Origin of the sequence: Rathayibacter rathayi (assembly GCF_004011095.1) — a bacterium.
GTDB lineage: Bacteria > Actinomycetota > Actinomycetes > Actinomycetales > Microbacteriaceae > Rathayibacter > Rathayibacter rathayi.
In genome coordinates this window covers 934,016-952,019 of the sequence record NZ_CP028129.1, presented here as the reverse complement: position 1 = coordinate 952,019, position 18,004 = coordinate 934,016, and the positions used below count along the sequence as shown (strand labels likewise).

Genomic DNA, 18,004 nt, shown 5'->3' with positions numbered 1-18,004 from the left:
GGTGCCAGCATGGGGAGATGACGAACGCATCCCAGGACCACCCGATCCAGCACGGCAGCGAGGACGCGCAGCTCGACGAGAAGCTGCGCGGCGTGCTGCTGCAGGTCGCCGGCGACGCCGAGTTGCGACCGGAGGAGAACGTCGAGACACTGCTGCGCCAGCGCCTGCGCGACACCAGAATCTCGATCTCGGAGGAGGCGATCCCGGGGCTCGCGAAGCGCATTCCGGGCCTGACCCAGCGCGGTGGCGGAGACGTGAACCCCGGCGCGCACTGACCGGGACTACTCCGGAACCGCCGGTCCCTTGAGGTGGTGATCGAAGACCAGGCTCGTCCGCGTCGAGGCAACCGCCGGGTGCGCCGAGAGGTTCGAGACCACGAAGTCCCGCACATCGTTCGAGTCGCGTACGGCGACGTGGATGATGAAGTCTTCCGAGCCGCCGAGGAAGAACAGCTGCACCACCTCGGGCAGGGCGCGGATCTCTTCGGCGAACCGGGTGATCGCCTGCCGCTGACCGACGCGGATGCTGACGCTGATCAACGCCTGCAGGGTGAGTCCGAGCGCGGCCGGGTCGAGGTCGACCGTGAATCCGGTGATCACGCCGCGCTCGACCAGGCCACGCACCCGCGCGACGCAGGTCGATGGAGCTATCCCGGCGCGCTCGGCGAGTCGGCTGTTGGGGATGCGCGCGTCGGCCCGGAGCAGGCGCACCAGTGTGCGGTCGATCGGATCGAGGTCGTCGAGGTCGTGCAGATCCTTCGGTGCCATGTGCCCGCTCCCCCGCTCCGCCGCTGAACCTTCGGCTGATACCGCGACTTCTGATTGATCCTGCGGAATTCCTCCGCCTCGGGCACGATCTTCGCACGATGGGGGCAGAGCCGGCGCAGGATCGGCGCCCACCGCCCGCCCCGCGGGCCGCAACGAAGGAGCCGCCGTGCGCGTCGGAATCCCCACCGAGATCAAGAACAACGAGAACCGGGTCGCCGTCACTCCGGCCGGCGTGCACGAGTTGGTGCGCCGCGGCCACGACGTGCTGGTCGAGGCCGGAGCGGGCGTCGGCTCGCGCGTCTCGGACGACGACTTCCGCGACGCGGGTGCCCGGCTCGTCGACGGCGCGGACGAGGTCTGGAGCGAGTCCGAGCTGATCCTGAAGGTCAAGGAACCGATCGAGGCCGAGTACCCGCGGATGCGCCGCGACCAGGTGCTCTTCACCTACCTCCACCTCGCCGCCTCCCGGCCCTGCACCGACGCGCTACTCGCCGCCGGGACGACCGCCATCGCCTACGAGACCGTGCAGCTCGACGACCGTCGGCTGCCGCTGCTCTCGCCGATGAGCGAGGTGGCCGGTCGCCTCTCGATCACCGTTGGTGCCTACCACCTGATGAGCGCCGTCGGCGGGCGCGGCACACTGCTCGGCGGCGTCCCCGGCACCCCGAAGGCGAAGGTCGTGGTGATCGGCGGCGGCACGGCCGGCGAGCACGCGGCGGCAAACGCCCTCGGAATGGGCGCCGACGTCACCATCGTCGACCTCTCGCTCCCCCGCCTGGCCCAGCTGGAGAACCGGTTCCACGGCGCGATCCAGACCCGCGCCTCCTCCGCCTACGAGATCGCGGCGCAACTCGCCGACGCCGACCTCGTGATCGGCTCAGTCCTCATCCCCGGCGCGAAGGCGCCCAAGCTGGTGACGGACGAGATGGTCGCCTCGATGAAGCCCGGCTCGGTGCTGGTTGACATCGCGATAGATCAGGGCGGCTGCTTCGAGGGCTCACGTCCAACCACGCACGACGACCCGGTGTTCCCCGTGCACCACAGCGTTTACTACTGCGTGGCGAACATGCCCGGTGCCGTGCCCGAGACCTCGACGCGCGCGCTGACCAATGCGACGCTCCCCTACGCGATAGCGCTCGCCGACCGCGGCTGGCGGGCCGCCCTGGCCGCCGATCCCGCGCTCGCCCGGGGTCTGAGCACGCACGACGCTCAGGTGACGAACGCGGCCGTCGCGGCGGCCTTCGACCTGCCGGCGACGCCCACGGCGACACTGCTCGGCTAAGCGCCCGCGAGAGCGAGCCGCTCGAGGATCGCGGCGACCTCCTCCTCTGGAGCGCCGCCCACATCGACCGTGACGTGGAACTCGTCGTCGCCGAGGGGTTCCAGCGCCTCGAATTGCGAGTCGAGCAGGGTGGTGGGCATGAAGTGGCCGACGCGGGAGGCGAGGCGTGCGGCGATCCGGTCGCGCGAACCGGCGAGGTGCGCGAAGACAAGATCGTTGCGGCGCAGGACGTCGCGGTAGCGCCGGCGCAGGGCGGAACAGGTCACGACGACCGAGGCCCCCGCCGCGATCCGCTGCTCGAGGACGCGCGCGATCTCGGCCAGCCACGGTGCACGGTCCTCGTCGGTGAGCGGGATCCCCGCGTGCATCTTGTCGACGTTGGCCTGCGGGTGCAGGTCGTCGCCCTCGAGGAACTCCCAGCCCAGGCGGGCGGACAGCAGCGACGCGACGGTCGACTTGCCGCTGCCGGAGACGCCCATCACGACGACGGCGCGGACGGGGACGGTGGGCAGAGCGGTCATCAGATACCTCCTACGAAGAGACCGATCAGGAGGACCCCGGCGAGCCCGGTCACGGAGACCAGGCACTCCATCACGGTCCAGGTCTTCAGCGTCTGGCCGATGCTGAGCCCGAGGTACTCCTTCACCAGCCAGAACCCGGCGTCGTTGACGTGCGACAGGAACACCGAGCCCGCGCCGATCGCGAGCACCATGAGGGCCACCATCGGCCCGTCCATGCTCTCGGTCAGCGGCTGGAGGATCCCCGCGGCGGTCACGGTTGCGACGGTCGCCGAGCCGGTGGCTACGCGGATCACGACGGCGACGAGCCAGGCAAGCAGCAGAGCCGAGGCGCCGCTGCCCTCGGCGAGCTGGGCGACGACTCCGCCGATCCCCGTATCGACGAGGACCTGCTTGAACCCGCCGCCCGCGCCGACGATCAGCAGGATGCCGGCGATCGGCGGCAGCGAGCTCGAGAGCGAGGCCTGCAGCTCGGTGCGGTCCATTCGGCCGCCGCGGCCGAGGAGGACGAGGCCGGCCAGGAGGGCGATCCCCAGCGCGATGGTCGGCGTGCCGAGGAAGTCGAGGGCACCCTTCCAGGCGACGGTGGAGCCGGGGGCGGCGATGTCGGCGATCGCCTTGCCGAGCATCAGAATGACCGGCAGCAGGATGCTCGCGACGGCCGCCGCGAAGCCCGGACGGTGCTCGCGCGTCTCGCCGGCGCCCTCGCCGAACAGCGGCGGCGTCTCGACCGGCGCCCAGCGTGCCGCGAGACGGCCGAAGAGCGGTCCCGCGACGACGACGGTGGGGATCGCGACCAGGACGCCGAATGCGAGGGTCACGCCGAGGTTCGCGCCGAGCGCGTCGATCGCGACGAGGGGGCCGGGGTGCGGCGGGACGAGCCCGTGCATGACCGAGAGGCCGGCGAGCGTGGGAATGGCGACCGTCATCAGCGACAGTCCGCTGCGGCGCGCGACCAGGATCACCACGGGGATCAACAGCACGAGGCCGACCTCGAAGAACATCGGCAGGCCGATCAGTGCTCCGACAAAGCCCATCATCCAGGGCAGTGCCCGGGTGCTCGAGCGGGAGATCAGCGTGTCCACGATGCGGTCCGCACCGCCCGAATCGGCGAGCAGCTTGCCGTACATCGCGCCGAGGCCGATCAGAATGCCGACCCCGCCCATTGTGGTGCCGAAGCCGAGCGCGAAGCCGGCCACCGTGTCCGCCGCGGCGAGACCGGCGATCAGACCCGTGGTCAGGGCGCCGACCAGGAGCGAGACGAACGGGTGCAGCTTCAGCCAGGTGATCAGCACGACGATCACGGCGATGCCGATCACGGCGGCGAGGATCAACTGCCCCTGCCCGGCGGTGGTGGCGGATCCGTCCTCGGCGGCGGCGCGGAGAGCGGTGAGGAGGGTCGGTGTCATGAGCGTCCTTGATCGAGCCGATGGCCAGCGGTCGGCTTTTGTCCGACATAACCTGCGTTGATCCCGATCATGCCCGAAGATCGGCCGGGGCGCGACCTCCGTGATGGCAGGATGACCGCATGCCCGAGCCGACACCCTCGCTGCACCAGGTCATGCTCGATGAGCTCGGTGCGCAGATCGTGCACGGCGAACTCGCCCCCGGCACCACCTTCAGCGCCGACGAGCGGGCCGAGCGTCGTGGAGTCTCGCGCTCGGTCATGCGCGAGGCCGTGCGCGTGCTCGAGACCCTGGGGCTGGTGACCTCCCGCCGCCGCACCGGCACGCGCGTGCAGCCTCCGGAGTGCTGGAACGCCCTCGACACCCGGGTCGTCGCCTGGGGCCTGGACGGGCCGGATCGACGTCGCCAGCTGCACCAGCTCAGCGAGCTGCGGCTCGGGGTGGAGCCGCTCGCCGCACGGCTCGCAGCGGCAAACGCGACCCCCCAGCAGCGGAGGGCGCTGACGGAGGCGGGTGACTCGCTCTCGACGCACTCCCGCGCGGCCGACCAGTCCGCCTACCTCGCCGCCGACACCACCTTCCACCGCTCCCTTCTGGCCGCCTCCGGCAACCGCATGCTGGCGCAGCTAGGCGATCTGGTCGCCGAGGTACTGGCCGGCCGCACGCGGAACGCGCTGATGCCGCGCGAGGCCGATTCCACGGCGGTGCGGCTGCACCGGGCGGTCGCGGCGGCGGTCGCCTCGGGGACGCGGACACGGCGGAGGCGGCGATGCGGGCCATCGTCGAGGAGTCTGACCGCGCGGTGCAGCAGAGCTGACACGGTTGCAGTTGCGCGGCTCCGCGCGCACAGTAAGACGCATGGTCGAGGGATACACATCCGCACAGGTACGAGCCGCAGAGGCGCCGCACCTGGCCCGACGCGAGCCACTGATGCAGCGCGCCGCGGACGGACTCGCTCGCGAGCTGCGGATCGTGCTCGCCGGGCGCCGCGACCGCTCCCGGCCCGGCTCCGTGCTTGTCCTGGTAGGACCGGGCGACAACGGCGGAGACGCGCTCTACGCGGCCGCCGAGCTCTCCTCCTCCGGGATCGACGTCATCCTCGTGCTCGCCGCCGAGCGAGTGCACCGGCGCGGGCTCGCCGTCGCGCTCGACGAGGGCTGCGGGCAGGTCGCGGACGAGGACTCCCGAGCCCTCGCCGCGGCGGTGGCGCGTGCAGACGTCCTGGTGGACGGGATCCTCGGCATCGGCGCCACCGAGCCCGGGCTGCGGGGCCGCTCCCGCGCGGTCGTCGAGGCCGTGCTCGCGGCTCTGCAGGGGCGGCCCGAGCGCCCGATGATCGTCGCGGTCGATCTGCCCAGCGGCATCCATCCAGACGACGGGTCCGTCCCCGATCCGACCGTGCTGCGCGCGGACATGACGGTGACCTTCGGTGCGGTCAAGGCCGGGCTACTGCTGCCTCCTGGCGACTCCTACGCCGGCCGCCTGCGCCTGGTCGACATCGGCCTGGGTCCGGATCTCGCCGGAGTGGAGCCCGCCGTTCGCGTGTGAGCGGGGCGAGGCAGGCGGGGCGGATCAGGCGGGAGCGAGCAGGTGCACCTTCTCGGGATGCTGCTCGAACCACTGGCCGACGTACCAGCACATCGGCACGACGCTTCTGCCGCCTGCCGCCTCGATGTCATCGACAGCGAAGGCGACCAACTCTCCCGCGAGCCCCCGGCCGCGGAAGGGCGGAGTGGTGAAGGAGCGGACGAGAGCGACGCTGCCCGGCGCCTCGCGATAGTCGAGCACGCCCACCAGAGCGCCGTCGAGGTGCAGCTCGTAGCGCGACACATCCTCCGCCCGGCGGAAGTCCTTGACCATGCCTCCAGAGTAGGACGGCTCGGGCGGATCAGGCCTCGCCGCCGAGCATCTCGCCATCGACGTAGAGCCAGCGACCGTCCTCGCGCAGGAAGCGGCTGCGCTCGTGCACGAGGCCGGGGCCAGCGGGCGAGCGATAGGAGGCGCGGAACTCGACCAGGCCCTCCTCGTCGCTCTCTCGGCCGAACGAGGTGTCGACGATCTGGAGCCGGCGCCAGCGGACGTCGGGATCGAGGTCGATGCGGCGGGGCCGGGTTGTGGGGTGCCAGCTCGCGAGCAGGTAGGGGGCGCTGCCGAGGACGTTCGCGCTGTAGCGGCTGCGCATCAGGCGCTCCGCCGTCGGCGAGGGCTCCTCGCCGAGGTGGGCAGGGCGACAGCAGTCGGCGTAGTGGCGGCGGCTTCCGCAGGGGCAGGAGTCGGCTGGGTGCATCCGGCCAGTGTGGCAGGGAGTGCCCTGGGCCTGCCCGGGCCGCCCAGGTGTGCATCCCCTCCACATCCGCTGCGGCGCCTTGAGGGTCTCGCCGCATCTCGGCAACGTTGCCCCCTCATCGACCACGAACGGAAGGAACGACCCGATGCTCACGCTCACCGACAATGCCAGCACCGTCGTCACGACCATCACCAGCCAGACCCAGAGCCCCGTCGAAGGCGGACTGCGCATCAGCGGCACCGACCTCGACGCCAGCAACTTCGCGGTAGCGGTCGCCGCGGCCCCCGAGCCGACGGACGCTGTCGTCGAGCAGGACGGAGCCCGTATCTTCCTCGACGCCGCCGCCTCCGTCGCGCTCGGCGACAAGGTGCTCGACGCGCAGGTGGATGAGGGTGGCTCCGTCCGCTTCGGGATCACTCCACAGGGCTGACCTGCACGCGGCTGACCCGCACGGCGACGCAGGCCGCCCCTCCGCAGCGCGGGAGGGCGGCCTCAGTCAGTGCCGAGGGTCACGTCGTTGCCGAGGGTCAGGACGTTGCCGAGGGTCGCGTCGTTGCCGAGGGTCAGGACAGGACGTCGCGGGTGGTGAAGCGCCCGACGGCGAGCGAGCCGAAGACGGCGACGTAAGCCAGCTGAAGCAGCGCGTTCTCGCCGAAGGAGCCCCAGGCGATCGGGTCGCGCAGTAGGTCGGCGAAATCGAACCAGTGGTCCGTCAGCAGGAACGGGTGCAGGACCCGGAGCTGCGAGAGCGACCCGACGATCTGCGCCGCGATCGAGATGACGACCGTGGCCGCCATCGCGCCGACCGGCATGTCGGTGAGCGTGGAGATGAAGAGGCCGACCGCCGCGAGCCCGACCAGCGAGAGCGCCGCGTACACCGCGATTGCCAGGGCTCGCCCGATCGCATCGGTGAGCGGGACGGTCGTGCCCGAGAGCAGGGTCACCGGTCCGACCGGGAAGAGCGCCAGGCCGATCAGCACACCCACCACCATCACCGTCAGCGCAGCTGCCAGGCAGAAAGCAACACAGGCGATGAACTTGACCGCGAGCAGCCGCACGCGGCCGGCGGGGCTGACCAGGAGGTAGCGCAGGGTGCCCAGCGATGCCTCCCCCGCGATCGCATCGCCGGCGACGACTCCGACGGTGAGCGGAAGAAAGAGCGGGACGGCGACCGTGATCGCCGCGAGCCCGGTGAAGAGTCCGTTGCCACCGATCGCGCCGACGAAGGACGGGCCGTCGGTGTCTTCGCCCGAGAGCCGCACCGCGACGGCGAGCAGGATCGGGAGGGCAGCCAGGGCCGCGAGCAGCGCCCAGGTGCGGCGACGACGAAAGAGCAGGGCCAGCTCAGAGGCGAGGAGCGAGCCGATCCCGCCGCGGCGGACAGCGGTGTCAGTGCTCGACATCGAAGCCCTCCCCAGTCAGTTCGACGAAGCGCTCCTCGAGCGAGGGCCGACGGACCGCGAAGCCGCGGACCCGGACGTCGGCCTGCACCAGGTCGGCGACGAGAGTCTCGCCCGCGAGCCCCGGCGGCAGAGCGGCGACCACGAGCGGCGGATCGGCCGGGTGCGGCCCCGGTGCGGTGCGCGGCTCCAGCCCGCGGGCGCGAAGGGTGACCAGGGCGCGTTCGCGATCGGGAGTCAGGAGTTCGACGGCGGCGGCATCGCCCCGCAGCTCGTCGAGGCCGCCCTGCGCTACCAGGCGTCCGGTGCGCATGACGGCGGCGTGGGTGCAGAGCTGCTCGATCTCGGCGAGCAGATGACTCGAGACGAGGACCGTCGTGCCGTCCTGGTTGAGCCCGCGCACCAGGGCGCGAACCTCACGGGTCCCCTGCGGGTCGAGTCCGTTCGTGGGTTCGTCGAGCACGATCAGGTCGCGGGGCGAGAGCAGAGCGACGGCGATGCCAAGCCGCTGCTTCATTCCGAGTGAGTAGGAACCGACCTTCTTGCGTGCAGCGGCCGAGAGGCCCACGCGGGCCAGGGCCTCCTGGGCTCGGGCGTTGCGGGTACGGGGCGACGTGCCCGCCTCCGCGGCATCGAAACGGCGCAGATTCGCGGCTCCGGAGAGGAACGGGTAAAAGGCCGGGCCCTCGACCAGCGCACCCACTCGGGGCAGCACGTCGCTGGCCCGCCGGGGCATCGCCGAACCGAGGAGGGTGATGCTGCCCTCTGTCGGCGCGGCCAGGGCGAGCAGCATCCGGATGGTCGTCGTCTTGCCCGAGCCGTTGGGGCCGAGGAAGCCGAACACGGCGCCGCGGGGCACGGCGAGGTCGAGTTGCGAGACCGCCTCCTGACGCCCGAATCGCTTGGTGAGGCCCCGCGTCTCGACCGCGAGTTCGCCCGTCGTCACCGAGCGGCAGCCGCGTCGCGCACCGTCTCGACCGGTACGGCGCCCGCGAGCACGCGACCGTCATCGGTGATCAGGACGCTCAGCAGGGCGGAGGAGAGGACTCGGCCACCATCGACCGGAGTGGTGATCGCATCGAGAGAAGCGAGCCCGTCGGTGCCGCCCGCCGGCAGCTCGACGACGGTGCCCCAGCCGGAGCCGGTGGTCGTGACGTCGGAGTCGGTCGCGGCGTCGAGGGCGCCTGGCGTCGGGGTGTCGGCAGCGGGGGTGTCGGCAGCGGGGCCGTCGGCAGCGTCGTCGGCCGACGCGGCATTCTCGGTCACCCGAGCGCCCGCCGGGGGCGTGAACGTGAAGAGGGAGGCGTCGGGCGTCGAGAAGTCGATGCTTGTGTAGGCGAGGCTAAAGGCGGGGGCGGTACCGCCGCTGGCCGTCACGGTCACGCCGAGCGGGAGACCGGTCTGGCCGTCCACGGAAACACTGACGGAGCCGACCAGTGTGCCGCTGTCGCGCGGAGTGAGCACAAGTTCGTAGGCGTCGCGACCGGCGACCCGGACGTCGGATCCGACGGCCACCGCGGTCGTCGGGTCGATCGCGGCGAGCAACTGCTCGGCGACCGAGGACGGGGTGACGACCTGGCCACCCGGAGAGCCCGCGTGGACCGCTCCGCCGGGCGGGGAGTGGTGCGTCGCGGTGTTCGCACTCGAGTCGTAGACCCAGACGCCGTCCGTCTTCGAGGCGATGACGTCGCGCTCGGCCAGTCGATCCAGCACCTGCAGGCGCGCACCCCGCTCGGAGTCGACGTAGACCCGCGCCTGATGCGATCCGGTCGCCAGCTCGACGAGGGCGCCGATCGGGTCGGCCGAACCCGACGTCGCACCGACCGAGCCGCCGAGGGCGGAGAGGTCGGGCAGCCCGAGGTTGGAACTCTGCTGGACCTCGCCGGAGAAAGCGGTGGTATCGCTCTCGGCGACGAAGGCGAGGAGGTCGGCGGCCGACTTCTCGGGGAGATCTCCCGCGGCACTCGCGGAGAGGGGGAGGGCGACGGCCGCGGCGACGACGACCGCGGGGACCACGACGACAGGCGTCCAGCGCTTCCAGTCAATGCTCATGCCCAAGACGCTACGCCTCGAACCGCTGAGGCGGCTGCGAATGGACCCGCGCACAGCCTCCCGGAAGGGGGGTGCGCGACGCGACGCGGGCCGGGATGATCGGGGCATGGCCCTGCCCTTCGCGCTCCCGATCGCTCCGATGCTCGCCCAGGCGGTGCCGCAGGTGCCCGCGCAGGACGCGGTCGAGGGCGGGTACTCCTACGAGCCCAAGTGGGACGGCTTCCGTGCGATCGTCTCGGTCTCGGGCGGGGAGTGCGAGATCGGCAGCCGCGGCTCCAAGCCGCTAACGCGGTATTTCCCCGAGCTGGTCGAGGCGTTCCTCCGGCTCCTCCCCGACGATTGCGTCCTCGACGGCGAGATCGTGCTGGCGACCGGAGCGCCAGGGGCGCAGCGGCTCGATTGGGACCTGCTCTCCCAGCGCATCCACCCCGCCGTCAGCCGCGTGAGGATGCTGGCGGAGGCGACTCCGGCGATGCTCGTCGCCTTCGACCTGCTCGCGGCGGACGGGCGCAGCCTGCTCGAGGAGCCGTACTCGGTGCGGCGGAAGGCGCTCGCGGCGCTGCTGGCCGAGATCCCGCATCCGCTGCACCTGGGCCGCACCACGGCCGACGAGGACCTGGCGCGGGACTGGCTGAAGCGCTTCGAGGGCGCGGGACTGGACGGCGTGGTGGCCAAACCCCTCGCCGCGCCCTACGCCCCGGGCAAGCGCACGATGCTGAAGGTCAAGCACCACCGCACGGCCGATGTGATCGCGATCGGCTACCGCGAGCACACCTCGAAGCCAGGAGTGGGCTCGATCCTGCTCGGGCTGCGCGGCGACGACGGCGAGGTGCGTCAGGTTGGCGGCGCCTCCGCGTTCAGCGACGAGCGGCGGGTGCACCTGCTCGACGAGCTCGCGCCCGCGGTAGAGCGCGACGCGGAGGGCGAGCCGGTGCGCGGCGACGGCGAGCGGAGCCGGTTCTCCAGCGGACGCGATACCTCCTTCGTGCGCCTGCGGCCCGAGCTGGTGCTCGAGGTGCGCTACGACCAGCGCGAGGGTGACCGCTTTCGGCACACTGTGCAGTTCGAACGCTGGCGGCCCGAGCGCGATGCGTCGTCCTGCACGATGGAGCAGCTGGAGCAGCCGACCGCGTACGACCTCGGCGACGTGCTCGCTTAGGCCTTCTTCGCGCGGCTGGGCTGCACGCGCGGTGGCTCCCCCGGCATCTTGGGGAAGTCCGGCGGGAACGGCAGTTCGCCCAGGCCCGCGGCGACGTCCCGCTCCCACCAGCCGAGCAGGGCGTCGAGCCGGCCGGTCGCCTCGTGCATCCGCTCCCAAGGGTCGCCGCGCTCGGCCACTCGCGCCGGGACCGTGCGGATCGTGAAGGCGCGCGGATCGACACCGTCCAGCTCCTCCCAGTCGAGCGGAGTCGAGACGGGCGCGTGCGGGAGCGGGCGGGGGCTGTAGGCCCCGGCAATCGTGCGGTCGCGATTAGCCTGGTTGAAGTCGACAAAGATGCGCTCGCCGCGCTCCTCCTTCCACCACGCCGTCGTGACCCGCTCGGGCATCCGCCGCTCAAGCTCGCGCGCGGCGGCGATGACACCATGCCGCACGTCGAGGAACTCGCGCTCGGCGACGATCGGCGCGAACACATGCAGGCCGCGGTTGCCGGACGTCTTCACGAACGCTTCGAGGCCGGCCTCGCGCAGGACCCCGCGCAGCGCATGCGCGGCAACGACCGCGTCGGCGACGTCGGTGCCGGGCTGCGGGTCGAGGTCGATCCGCAGCTGATCGGGGAGGTCGGGGGTGTCGGCCGGGGAGGCCCAGGGGTGGAAGACGACGGTGTTCATCTGGGCAGCCCACACGGCGGCGGCGGGCTCATCAATCACGAGCTGCGGGTGCACACGTCCGCTCGGATAGGTCACCGGGACGGAGCGCACGTACTCCGGTGCGCCCTTGGGCGGGTTCTTCGAGAAGAACTGCTCGCCCTCGATCCCGGAGGAGAAGCGCTGCAGTGAGACGGGGCGGCTCCCATTGGCGGCGACAAATGCGTCGCCCACCGCGATGAGGTACTCCGCGAGCTCGCGCTTGGTGATGCCCGGCTCGGGGAAGAGCACGCGCCCGGGGCTCGAGATCCGCACCTCCCGATCGCCGTCGGGTCCGGGGACGGTGAGGACGACGGCGTCGCTGCTGGGCATCTGCTGAGGCTAGCCCGCGGCGCCGTCGGGCGACAGGGGGCCGCCCGGGCGCCTCCGCAGCCGGATGGGACCTTTGGCGCGCGACGGATCGACCGGCTGGCCGCTCTGCACGATCTCGATCTCGCCCCGGTCGACGAGGCGGCGCGCGGCCCGGCGAACCGGCTCCATCAGTGGTCGCCACTGTTCTCCGCCGACGCGGCGCGCGACTTCCGACGGACACGCCGTCGAGGACGGAGCCCGCGCGAGCAGGACGGTACGGATCTCGTCCTCGAGTCGCGCCTCCTCCGGGCCGACCCCGCGTCGGCGGCAGGCGTCGGAGCAGTAGCGCACCTCCTCCCAGTCGCGCGCCCACTTCGCGCGCCACTCGATCTCGCGGCCACAGGAGACGCAGGTCTTGCTCTCGGGGTGCTGGCTGGAGGTGCGCTGACGGTGTGCCATGTTCTCGAGTCTGCGCGCGGGGAGGAGCGGGGGCGACGGGTTGCGCTGAGGGCGAGCGCGGGGTGCGCGATGTGCAGGAGGACGTGCGATTCGCAGGAGGGTATTCCATCTGCAGGGGACCGTTCCATTTGCAGGGGATCCGTACGTCGTCCACTCGACATCGCGGCGGAGATCGATCTCTGGGAAGCATGTCCTGCGAATCGGACTTACCCCTGCACATCGGACGTACCCCTGCGAATCGGACGTACCCCTGCACATCGGACGTACCCCTGCACATCGCACGTACCCCTGCACGGTGGACGGCCCCTGCACATCGCGCGGTTCCCACAGCGGAGGGCGGCGGGACGGGGCGGGACGGAGGACGCGGAGGACGCCGCGTCATACTCCGCAATGGGAGGCGTCCTCCCCGGCCGGTACGTCAGGCTGGAGGGGCCGTACCGCGGCGCGACGGCGGGCCACGTCCCGTGCCGCACCCTCGATCGATCAGGAGTCTCTGATGAGCCGTGAGAATCTGGCCGCCACTCCGGCCGGCGAACCGGAGCACCACACCTTCGCCGGGCTCTCGCCGGAAGAGTTCAAACTGGCGTTTCGCAACCACGCCGCCGGTGTCGCGCTGATCACCGCCGACCCCGGAACAGGCCCCGTCGCCCTGACCGCGACCTCCGTGTTCTCGGTCAGCGCTGAGCCGCCGCTGTTTGTCTTCTCGCTCTCCTCCGCCTCGTCCAGCTCGCCCGCGATCCAGGCGTCCGAGACGCTGGTCGTGCACCTGCTCGGAGCGGAACAGCTCGACTTGGCCCGCCTGGGCTCCACCAGCGGGATCGACCGCTTCGCCGACACCTCGCTCTGGTCGCGGCTGCCCACGGGCGAACCCTTCTTCCCGGGCGCGGCCGCGTGGATCCGCGGCACGGTGATCAACCGCATGGAGGCCGGCTCGTCGACGATTGTCGCCGTGCACGCCCTCGAGGCGCAGGTGCCCGAGAACTCCGAGTCGACGGCTCCGCTCGTCTACCACAACCGCACCTGGCACCACCTCGGCGAGCACTCCCGCCTGAGCTGATCCGGGCCGCGAGACGCAGCGGCGGTGCTACGCGTTCGGTCCGGTGGCCACGGGCCGACCCGGTGTGTTCGCCCACTGCGACCAGGAGCCGGGGTAGAGCGCAGGAGCGAAGCCTGCGAGAGTCAGGGCGTCGGCCGAGACTCCGCTGCCGCAGTACACGCCGACCGGTGCGTCCTCGCTGACGCCCAGCGCCTCGAAACGCGCTCGCAGCTCGGCGCGCGAGCGACCGTCGCTCGAGGTGAGCTGCTGCTCCGACCGCAGCGCCTGCCCGCCGACGAGAATGTCCTGCACTGCCGGACGGGTGTCGCGCGAGCTCCACGCGATGCTCGAGTCGGTTCGGTAGACCACAGGCCGGCCGTCGCCGTCGAGCAGGAGCGTGGCTCCGGGGCTGCCGTGGGTCCCCGTGCTCCAGACCGGGGCGCCCGAGTCAGCGGAGAGGACAACGTTGCCGTCGTCCTGCATCTCGAACGTAAAGGCGCCGTTCGAGGAGGCGAGGCTCTCGCCGGGGAGCAGGTACTCACCGGGGAGCAGGGCGTTGTAGTAGGTCTGCGCACCGCTCAGAGTCGAGCTGTCCGACGCAGCAGCGGGTCGGGAGGACGAGCCCGGCTCGAACGCCGAGGACGCCGTGGCGGCGGGCAGCGCTGTCGCGAGAGGCGCGACGACCGTCGCTTCCCCGGAGGCGAGGAGGCAGGTGAGAGTGATCGCCGCAAGGCGGCGGGAGGGCGGCAGCGGCACAGGTAGCCCTTTCGAGGCGGGGAGTGAGCGTCGAGGCGGGGAGTGAGCGGCTCCGACGGCGGGCGAGCATCCGTCGGAGGATCGCACGCCCTCGACAGGCCCTCCATCCCCGGTGGGCGGAACTACTCACCGGCGCCCCGGCACGGAGAGCTGCTCGGAACCTCCTAAAATCGGAGCCATGTCGAAAGTGTTGAGCAGTCTGCCCGTGGGCGAGCGTGTCGGAATCGCATTCTCGGGAGGCCTCGACACATCCGTCGCTGTCGCCTGGATGCGCGAGAAGGGCGCGGTGCCCTGCACGTACACGGCCGACATCGGCCAGTACGACGAGCCCGACATCGAGAGCGTCCCCTCGCGCGCGGCGCAGTACGGCGCCGAGATCTCGCGCCTCGTCGACGCGAAGAGTGCCCTGGTGGAGGAGGGACTCACTGCGGTGCAGTGCGGCGCTTTCCACATCCGCTCGGGCGGGAAGACCTACTTCAACACCACTCCCCTGGGCCGTGCCGTCACGGGCACCCTCCTGGTCCGCGCGATGCGCGAGGACGGCGTCGACATCTGGGGCGACGGCTCCACCTACAAGGGCAATGACATCGAGCGGTTCTACCGCTACGGCCTGCTCGCCAATCCCCGCCTGCGCATCTACAAGCCGTGGCTGGACGTGCAGTTCGTCAACGAGCTCGGCGGCCGCACCGAGATGTCGGAGTGGCTGGTCGCCCGCGGCTTCCCGTACCGCGACGCCACCGAGAAGGCGTACTCGACCGACGCGAACATCTGGGGCGCCACCCACGAGGCCAAGCGCCTCGAGGAGCTTTCCAGCGGCCTCGAGCTGGTCGAGCCGATCATGGGAGTCGCGTTCTGGCGGGATGAGGTCGAGATCGCCTCCGAGGTCGTCTCGGTGCGATTCGAGGCCGGCCGCCCGGTGGCACTGAACGGCGTCGAGTTCTCGGACGCGGTCGCGCTGGTTCTGGAGGCGAACGCGATCGGCGGGCGCCACGGCCTGGGCGTTTCGGACCAGATCGAGAACCGCATCATCGAGGCCAAGAGCCGCGGCATCTACGAGGCTCCGGGCATGGCACTGCTCCACATCGCCTACGAGCGTCTGCTCAACGCGATCCACAACGAGGACACGGTGGCCCAGTACCACTCCGAGGGCCGTCGCCTGGGTCGCCTCATGTACGAGGGGCGCTGGCTCGACCCGCAGTCGCTGATGTTGCGCGAGTCGATCCAGCGCTGGGTCGGCTCGGCCGTGTCCGGCGAGGTCACTCTGCGACTGCGCCGCGGCGACGACTACACGATCCTCGACACCACCGGAGCGACGCTGAGCTACCACCCCGACAAGCTCTCGATGGAGCGCGTCGGCGACGCCGCCTTCGGCCCGGAGGACCGCATCGGCCAGCTCACGATGCGCAACCTCGACATCGCCGACTCCCGCTCTCGGCTCGAGCAGTACGCGGCAGCCGGCCTGGTCGGCGGCGCGACCGCCGAGCTGGTCGGCGAGCTCGAGATCGGCGAGGCCGACGCGATCACCGCGGGCGGCGGCTCGACGGCCGCCGACGCGCTCGGGCGCGCGACCGATCTGGCGTCGGAGGGTGCGGCGTTCGACGCCGGCACCGACTGAGCCCGCGGCTCAGGAGGCGGCGGGACCCTGGCCCGACGACCGCACCAGAGCGAGCGCGGCGTCAACGGTTGCGAGGGACTGCACCGGATCCACGCGGGCTAGAACGAGCGCGGCGACCAGCAGCGAGACCAGGACCTCGGCCTGCCCGGCGGCCCGCTGCGGGCTGCCGGGCCAGCGCGCCAGCGCTCCCGCCCGCAGCGCTTCGACCAGCTCGGCGCGGTAGTCCGCGATCACCTCCCGCACGGCGTCGTCGCGGGCGATCGGCGCACCCGCGGCGTTAAGCAGGAGGCAGCCGCTGCGGGCCGAGGGTGTCCGAGGGTCGGCGAGCGCCGCGCGAAGCCCGGCGAAGTAGTCCGCGAGCGCCGTGGGTGACGCTCCGCCGGGATCGACGAGGGAAGCCAGCCGCGGCCGGACGACCTCGTCGAGGTAGCTTTGCACCGCTGCATCGAAGAGCCCGCGCTTGCTGCCGAAGGCGTGGTAGAGGCTGGAGCGGCGCAGTCCGGTCGCGGACTCCAGATCGGGGAGCGACGCCTGCTCGAAGCCGCTCTCCCAGAAGACGGCGCGGGCGGCGCGGACGACCTGCTCGGTGTCGAAGCCCTGCGTGCGACCCACGGCGCCCCTCCTGACCGGTGACGGATGCGGTACCGCACTGGCGCGGGCCACTCGCTCCAGTATATTGTGGACTGGTTGATACACAATCGGTGCGAGCCCGTCGCGCCGCAGATGTCTCCCGGAGGCCCACCGTGATCGTTCTCGGACTGGTGCTCGCCGCTCTCGCTGCGGCGCTGCACGTCTCCATCTTCGTGCTCGAGTCGGTCCTCTGGACCAGTCCCCGAGCGCGCTCGACCTTCGGCACGACCGCGAGCGAGGCGGAGGCGACGAAGGAAATGGCCTACAACCAGGGCTTTTACAACCTCTTCCTCGCGATCGTCACCGTGGTAGGCATCGTCGCCGCCGCGACCGGGGCTGTCGCCGTCGGCGCCGCGCTCGTGTTCGCGGGCACCGGGTCGATGGTCGCCGCCGCGCTCGTCCTGCTTCTCTCCGCGCCGACCAAGCGCCGTGCCGCTCTGACCCAGATGACTCCGGGTCTGCTCGCAGTGATCGCGCTCGCCGTCGGCCTCGCTCTCTGACCTGCTCCGCTCCACCACCATGAAAGGCGCCATGTCCTCCGCCATCAGCACCCAGATCCAGCTCGTCCGCCGCCCCGACGGGTGGCCCGTCGCCGAGGACTTCCGCACCGCGAGCGTCGAGTACGGCGACCCGGCCGCCGGCGAGATCCGCGTCGAGAACGCTTTCCTCTCGGTCGACCCCTACATGCGCGGCCGGATGAACGACGTGAAGAGCTACACCCCGCCCTTCGCCCTGGGCGAGACGATGACCGGCGGCGCCGTCGGCCGGGTCACCGTCTCCGACGATCCGGACTTCCCCGTCGGTAGTGCCGTCCTGCATCAGCTCGGCTGGCGCGACATTGTGCAGGCGGAGTCGTCGCAGTTCCGCGTCGTCCCCGGGGTCCCGCTCTCCCTACGCCTGGGCATCCTTGGCATGACCGGGCTCACCGCCTATGTCGGGCTGACCGCGATCGCGCACATGAAGGAGGGCGATACCGTCTTCGTCTCGGGAGCCGCGGGCGCGGTGGGCTCGGCCGCTGGTCAGATCGCTCGGCTGCTCGGCGCGACGAGCGTCGTCGGATCCGCGGGGTCGGCCGAGAAGGTCGCGCTGCTGACGGAGAAGTACGGCTACGACTCCGCGTTCGACTACCACTCCGGCCCCGTGCGCGAGCAGCTGGCCGAGGCCGCGCCCGACGGGATCGACGTCTACTTCGACAACGTCGGCGGCGACCACCTCGAGGCGGCGCTCGACGCCTTCCGCGACGGCGGGCGGGCGGCGCTCTGCGGAGCGATCGCCGGCTACAACAGCACCGAGAAGACCGCCGGACCCGACAACATGGCGAACGTCATCACCCGCGGTCTCACCCTGCGCGGCTTCACCCTCTCGGGCTACCTCGACCACGCGCCGGAGTTCAATCGACTGATGTCCGGCTGGTTCGCCGAGGGCGAGATCGCCTACGACGAGACCATCGTCGAGGGCATCGACCACGCGGTCGACGCATTTCTCTCGATGATGCGCGGCGGCAACACCGGCAAGATGATCGTCCGCCTCTAGCCGGGCGCGGTGGGCGGGCATCCCCCTCTGGGTCGCCCGCTCACCGCCGTGCTCTCGAAGCGAGATCGAGGACCCCGTGTCCACTTGCTCCGGACGGTGCCAGACT

General features: G+C 71.4%; 21 protein-coding genes and 1 pseudogene. 10 read left to right on the top strand and 12 right to left on the bottom strand.

Features of this window, described 5'->3' with window-relative positions:
• Window positions 1–17: 17 nt before the first annotated feature.
• Window positions 18–275 (top strand): hypothetical protein, encoded by a 258-nt coding sequence (locus tag C1O28_RS04720; protein WP_097166973.1) that lies wholly within the window; start codon window positions 18–20, stop codon window positions 273–275.
• 6 nt (window positions 276–281) lie between these two features.
• On the opposite strand, the gene C1O28_RS04715 is transcribed toward C1O28_RS04720, so the two are convergent.
• Entirely contained in the window at window positions 282–767 is a 486-nt protein-coding gene (locus C1O28_RS04715) for an Lrp/AsnC family transcriptional regulator (RefSeq protein WP_097166972.1), read from the bottom strand.
• Between the two features lie 166 nt (window positions 768–933).
• On the opposite strand from C1O28_RS04715, the gene ald reads away from it, so the two are divergent.
• On the top strand, window positions 934–2,049 hold the full coding sequence (gene ald, locus C1O28_RS04710) for an alanine dehydrogenase (protein ID WP_097166971.1): 1,116 nt from the start codon (window positions 934–936) through the stop codon (window positions 2,047–2,049).
• Here ald and C1O28_RS04705 read toward each other — a convergent pair.
• Window positions 2,046–2,570 (bottom strand): gluconokinase, encoded by a 525-nt coding sequence (locus tag C1O28_RS04705; protein ID WP_097166970.1) that lies wholly within the window; start codon window positions 2,568–2,570, stop codon window positions 2,046–2,048. The genes ald and C1O28_RS04705 overlap by 4 nt on opposite strands.
• Window positions 2,570–3,976: a GntP family permease gene (locus C1O28_RS04700; RefSeq protein ID WP_097166969.1), complete on the bottom strand. Its 1,407-nt coding sequence runs from the start codon at window positions 3,974–3,976 to the stop codon at window positions 2,570–2,572. The genes C1O28_RS04705 and C1O28_RS04700 overlap by 1 nt, the downstream gene beginning before the upstream one ends.
• Before the next feature lie 119 nt (window positions 3,977–4,095).
• Between C1O28_RS04700 and C1O28_RS04695 the strand changes: the two are divergent.
• Together C1O28_RS04695 and C1O28_RS04690 are read left to right on the top strand one after the other, a co-directional pair.
• A pseudogene (locus C1O28_RS04695) lies at window positions 4,096–4,665 on the top strand (FadR/GntR family transcriptional regulator); the annotation flags it as partial.
• Window positions 4,666–4,903: 238 nt separating this feature from the next.
• Window positions 4,904–5,521 carry an NAD(P)H-hydrate epimerase gene (locus tag C1O28_RS04690; RefSeq protein ID WP_244210510.1) on the top strand — a complete coding sequence of 206 codons (618 nt, stop codon included), beginning with the start codon at window positions 4,904–4,906 and terminating at the stop codon, window positions 5,519–5,521.
• A 24-nt stretch (window positions 5,522–5,545) separates the two neighbouring features.
• Here C1O28_RS04690 and C1O28_RS04685 read toward each other — a convergent pair whose 3' ends face one another.
• Both C1O28_RS04685 and C1O28_RS04680 read right to left on the bottom strand, forming a co-directional pair.
• Window positions 5,546–5,833: a GNAT family N-acetyltransferase gene (locus tag C1O28_RS04685; RefSeq protein WP_097166966.1), complete on the bottom strand. Its 288-nt coding sequence runs from the start codon at window positions 5,831–5,833 to the stop codon at window positions 5,546–5,548.
• Between the two features lie 28 nt (window positions 5,834–5,861).
• Window positions 5,862–6,260 (bottom strand): YchJ family protein, encoded by a 399-nt coding sequence (locus tag C1O28_RS04680; RefSeq protein WP_097166965.1) that lies wholly within the window; start codon window positions 6,258–6,260, stop codon window positions 5,862–5,864.
• A gap of 145 nt (window positions 6,261–6,405) precedes the next feature.
• Here C1O28_RS04680 and C1O28_RS04675 point away from each other — a divergent pair, with 145 nt between their 5' ends.
• Entirely contained in the window at window positions 6,406–6,690 is a 285-nt protein-coding gene (locus C1O28_RS04675; RefSeq protein WP_097166964.1) for a Fe-S cluster assembly protein HesB, read from the top strand.
• A 133-nt stretch (window positions 6,691–6,823) separates the two neighbouring features.
• Here C1O28_RS04675 and C1O28_RS04670 read toward each other — a convergent pair whose 3' ends face one another.
• Genes C1O28_RS04670 through C1O28_RS04660 form a run of 3 tightly spaced genes read right to left on the bottom strand, consistent with a single transcriptional unit; the run spans window position 6,824 to window position 9,712 of the window.
• Window positions 6,824–7,663, bottom strand: coding sequence for an ABC transporter permease (locus C1O28_RS04670; RefSeq protein WP_097166963.1), 840 nt, complete (start codon window positions 7,661–7,663; stop codon window positions 6,824–6,826).
• Window positions 7,650–8,606, bottom strand: a complete 957-nt coding sequence (locus C1O28_RS04665) for an ABC transporter ATP-binding protein (RefSeq protein ID WP_097166962.1) — start codon at window positions 8,604–8,606, stop codon at window positions 7,650–7,652. The genes C1O28_RS04670 and C1O28_RS04665 overlap by 14 nt, the downstream gene beginning before the upstream one ends.
• On the bottom strand, window positions 8,603–9,712 hold the full coding sequence (locus C1O28_RS04660; protein ID WP_097166961.1) for a LolA family protein: 1,110 nt from the start codon (window positions 9,710–9,712) through the stop codon (window positions 8,603–8,605). Before C1O28_RS04660 ends, C1O28_RS04665 begins: the two co-directional genes overlap by 4 nt.
• A gap of 106 nt (window positions 9,713–9,818) precedes the next feature.
• Between C1O28_RS04660 and C1O28_RS04655 the strand changes: the two genes are divergently transcribed.
• On the top strand, window positions 9,819–10,871 hold the full coding sequence (locus C1O28_RS04655; protein WP_097166960.1) for an ATP-dependent DNA ligase: 1,053 nt from the start codon (window positions 9,819–9,821) through the stop codon (window positions 10,869–10,871).
• Here the strand turns inward: C1O28_RS04655 and ligD are convergent.
• Complete coding sequence (gene ligD, locus C1O28_RS04650) at window positions 10,868–11,890, bottom strand: non-homologous end-joining DNA ligase (RefSeq protein WP_181024640.1); 1,023 nt, start codon at window positions 11,888–11,890, stop codon at window positions 10,868–10,870. The genes C1O28_RS04655 and ligD overlap by 4 nt on opposite strands.
• Window positions 11,891–11,899: 9 nt before the next feature.
• The gene (locus C1O28_RS04645) at window positions 11,900–12,328 is read right to left on the bottom strand and encodes a DUF2256 and DUF3253 domain-containing protein (RefSeq protein WP_097166959.1); all 429 of its coding nucleotides are present in this window, start codon (window positions 12,326–12,328) and stop codon (window positions 11,900–11,902) included.
• A gap of 496 nt (window positions 12,329–12,824) precedes the next feature.
• Here C1O28_RS04645 and C1O28_RS04640 point away from each other — a divergent pair, with 496 nt between their 5' ends.
• Window positions 12,825–13,385, top strand: coding sequence for a flavin reductase family protein (locus tag C1O28_RS04640; RefSeq protein ID WP_097166958.1), 561 nt, complete (start codon window positions 12,825–12,827; stop codon window positions 13,383–13,385).
• A 27-nt stretch (window positions 13,386–13,412) separates the two neighbouring features.
• Here C1O28_RS04640 and C1O28_RS15585 read toward each other — a convergent pair whose 3' ends face one another.
• Entirely contained in the window at window positions 13,413–14,120 is a 708-nt protein-coding gene (locus C1O28_RS15585; RefSeq protein ID WP_243392077.1) for a hypothetical protein, read from the bottom strand.
• Window positions 14,121–14,298: 178 nt separating this feature from the next.
• Here C1O28_RS15585 and argG point away from each other — a divergent pair, with 178 nt between their 5' ends.
• Window positions 14,299–15,735 carry an argininosuccinate synthase gene (gene argG / locus C1O28_RS04630; RefSeq protein ID WP_097166957.1) on the top strand — a complete coding sequence of 479 codons (1,437 nt, stop codon included), beginning with the start codon at window positions 14,299–14,301 and terminating at the stop codon, window positions 15,733–15,735.
• Window positions 15,736–15,744: 9 nt separating this feature from the next.
• Here argG and C1O28_RS04625 read toward each other — a convergent pair whose 3' ends face one another.
• Window positions 15,745–16,347 (bottom strand): TetR/AcrR family transcriptional regulator, encoded by a 603-nt coding sequence (locus tag C1O28_RS04625; RefSeq protein WP_097166956.1) that lies wholly within the window; start codon window positions 16,345–16,347, stop codon window positions 15,745–15,747.
• A gap of 131 nt (window positions 16,348–16,478) precedes the next feature.
• Between C1O28_RS04625 and C1O28_RS04620 the strand changes: the two genes are divergently transcribed.
• Together C1O28_RS04620 and C1O28_RS04615 are read left to right on the top strand one after the other, a co-directional pair.
• Window positions 16,479–16,865, top strand: coding sequence for a DUF1304 domain-containing protein (locus C1O28_RS04620; protein ID WP_097166955.1), 387 nt, complete (start codon window positions 16,479–16,481; stop codon window positions 16,863–16,865).
• Window positions 16,866–16,896: 31 nt separating this feature from the next.
• Window positions 16,897–17,898 (top strand): NADP-dependent oxidoreductase, encoded by a 1,002-nt coding sequence (locus tag C1O28_RS04615; RefSeq protein WP_097166954.1) that lies wholly within the window; start codon window positions 16,897–16,899, stop codon window positions 17,896–17,898.
• Window positions 17,899–18,004 lie beyond the last annotated feature (106 nt).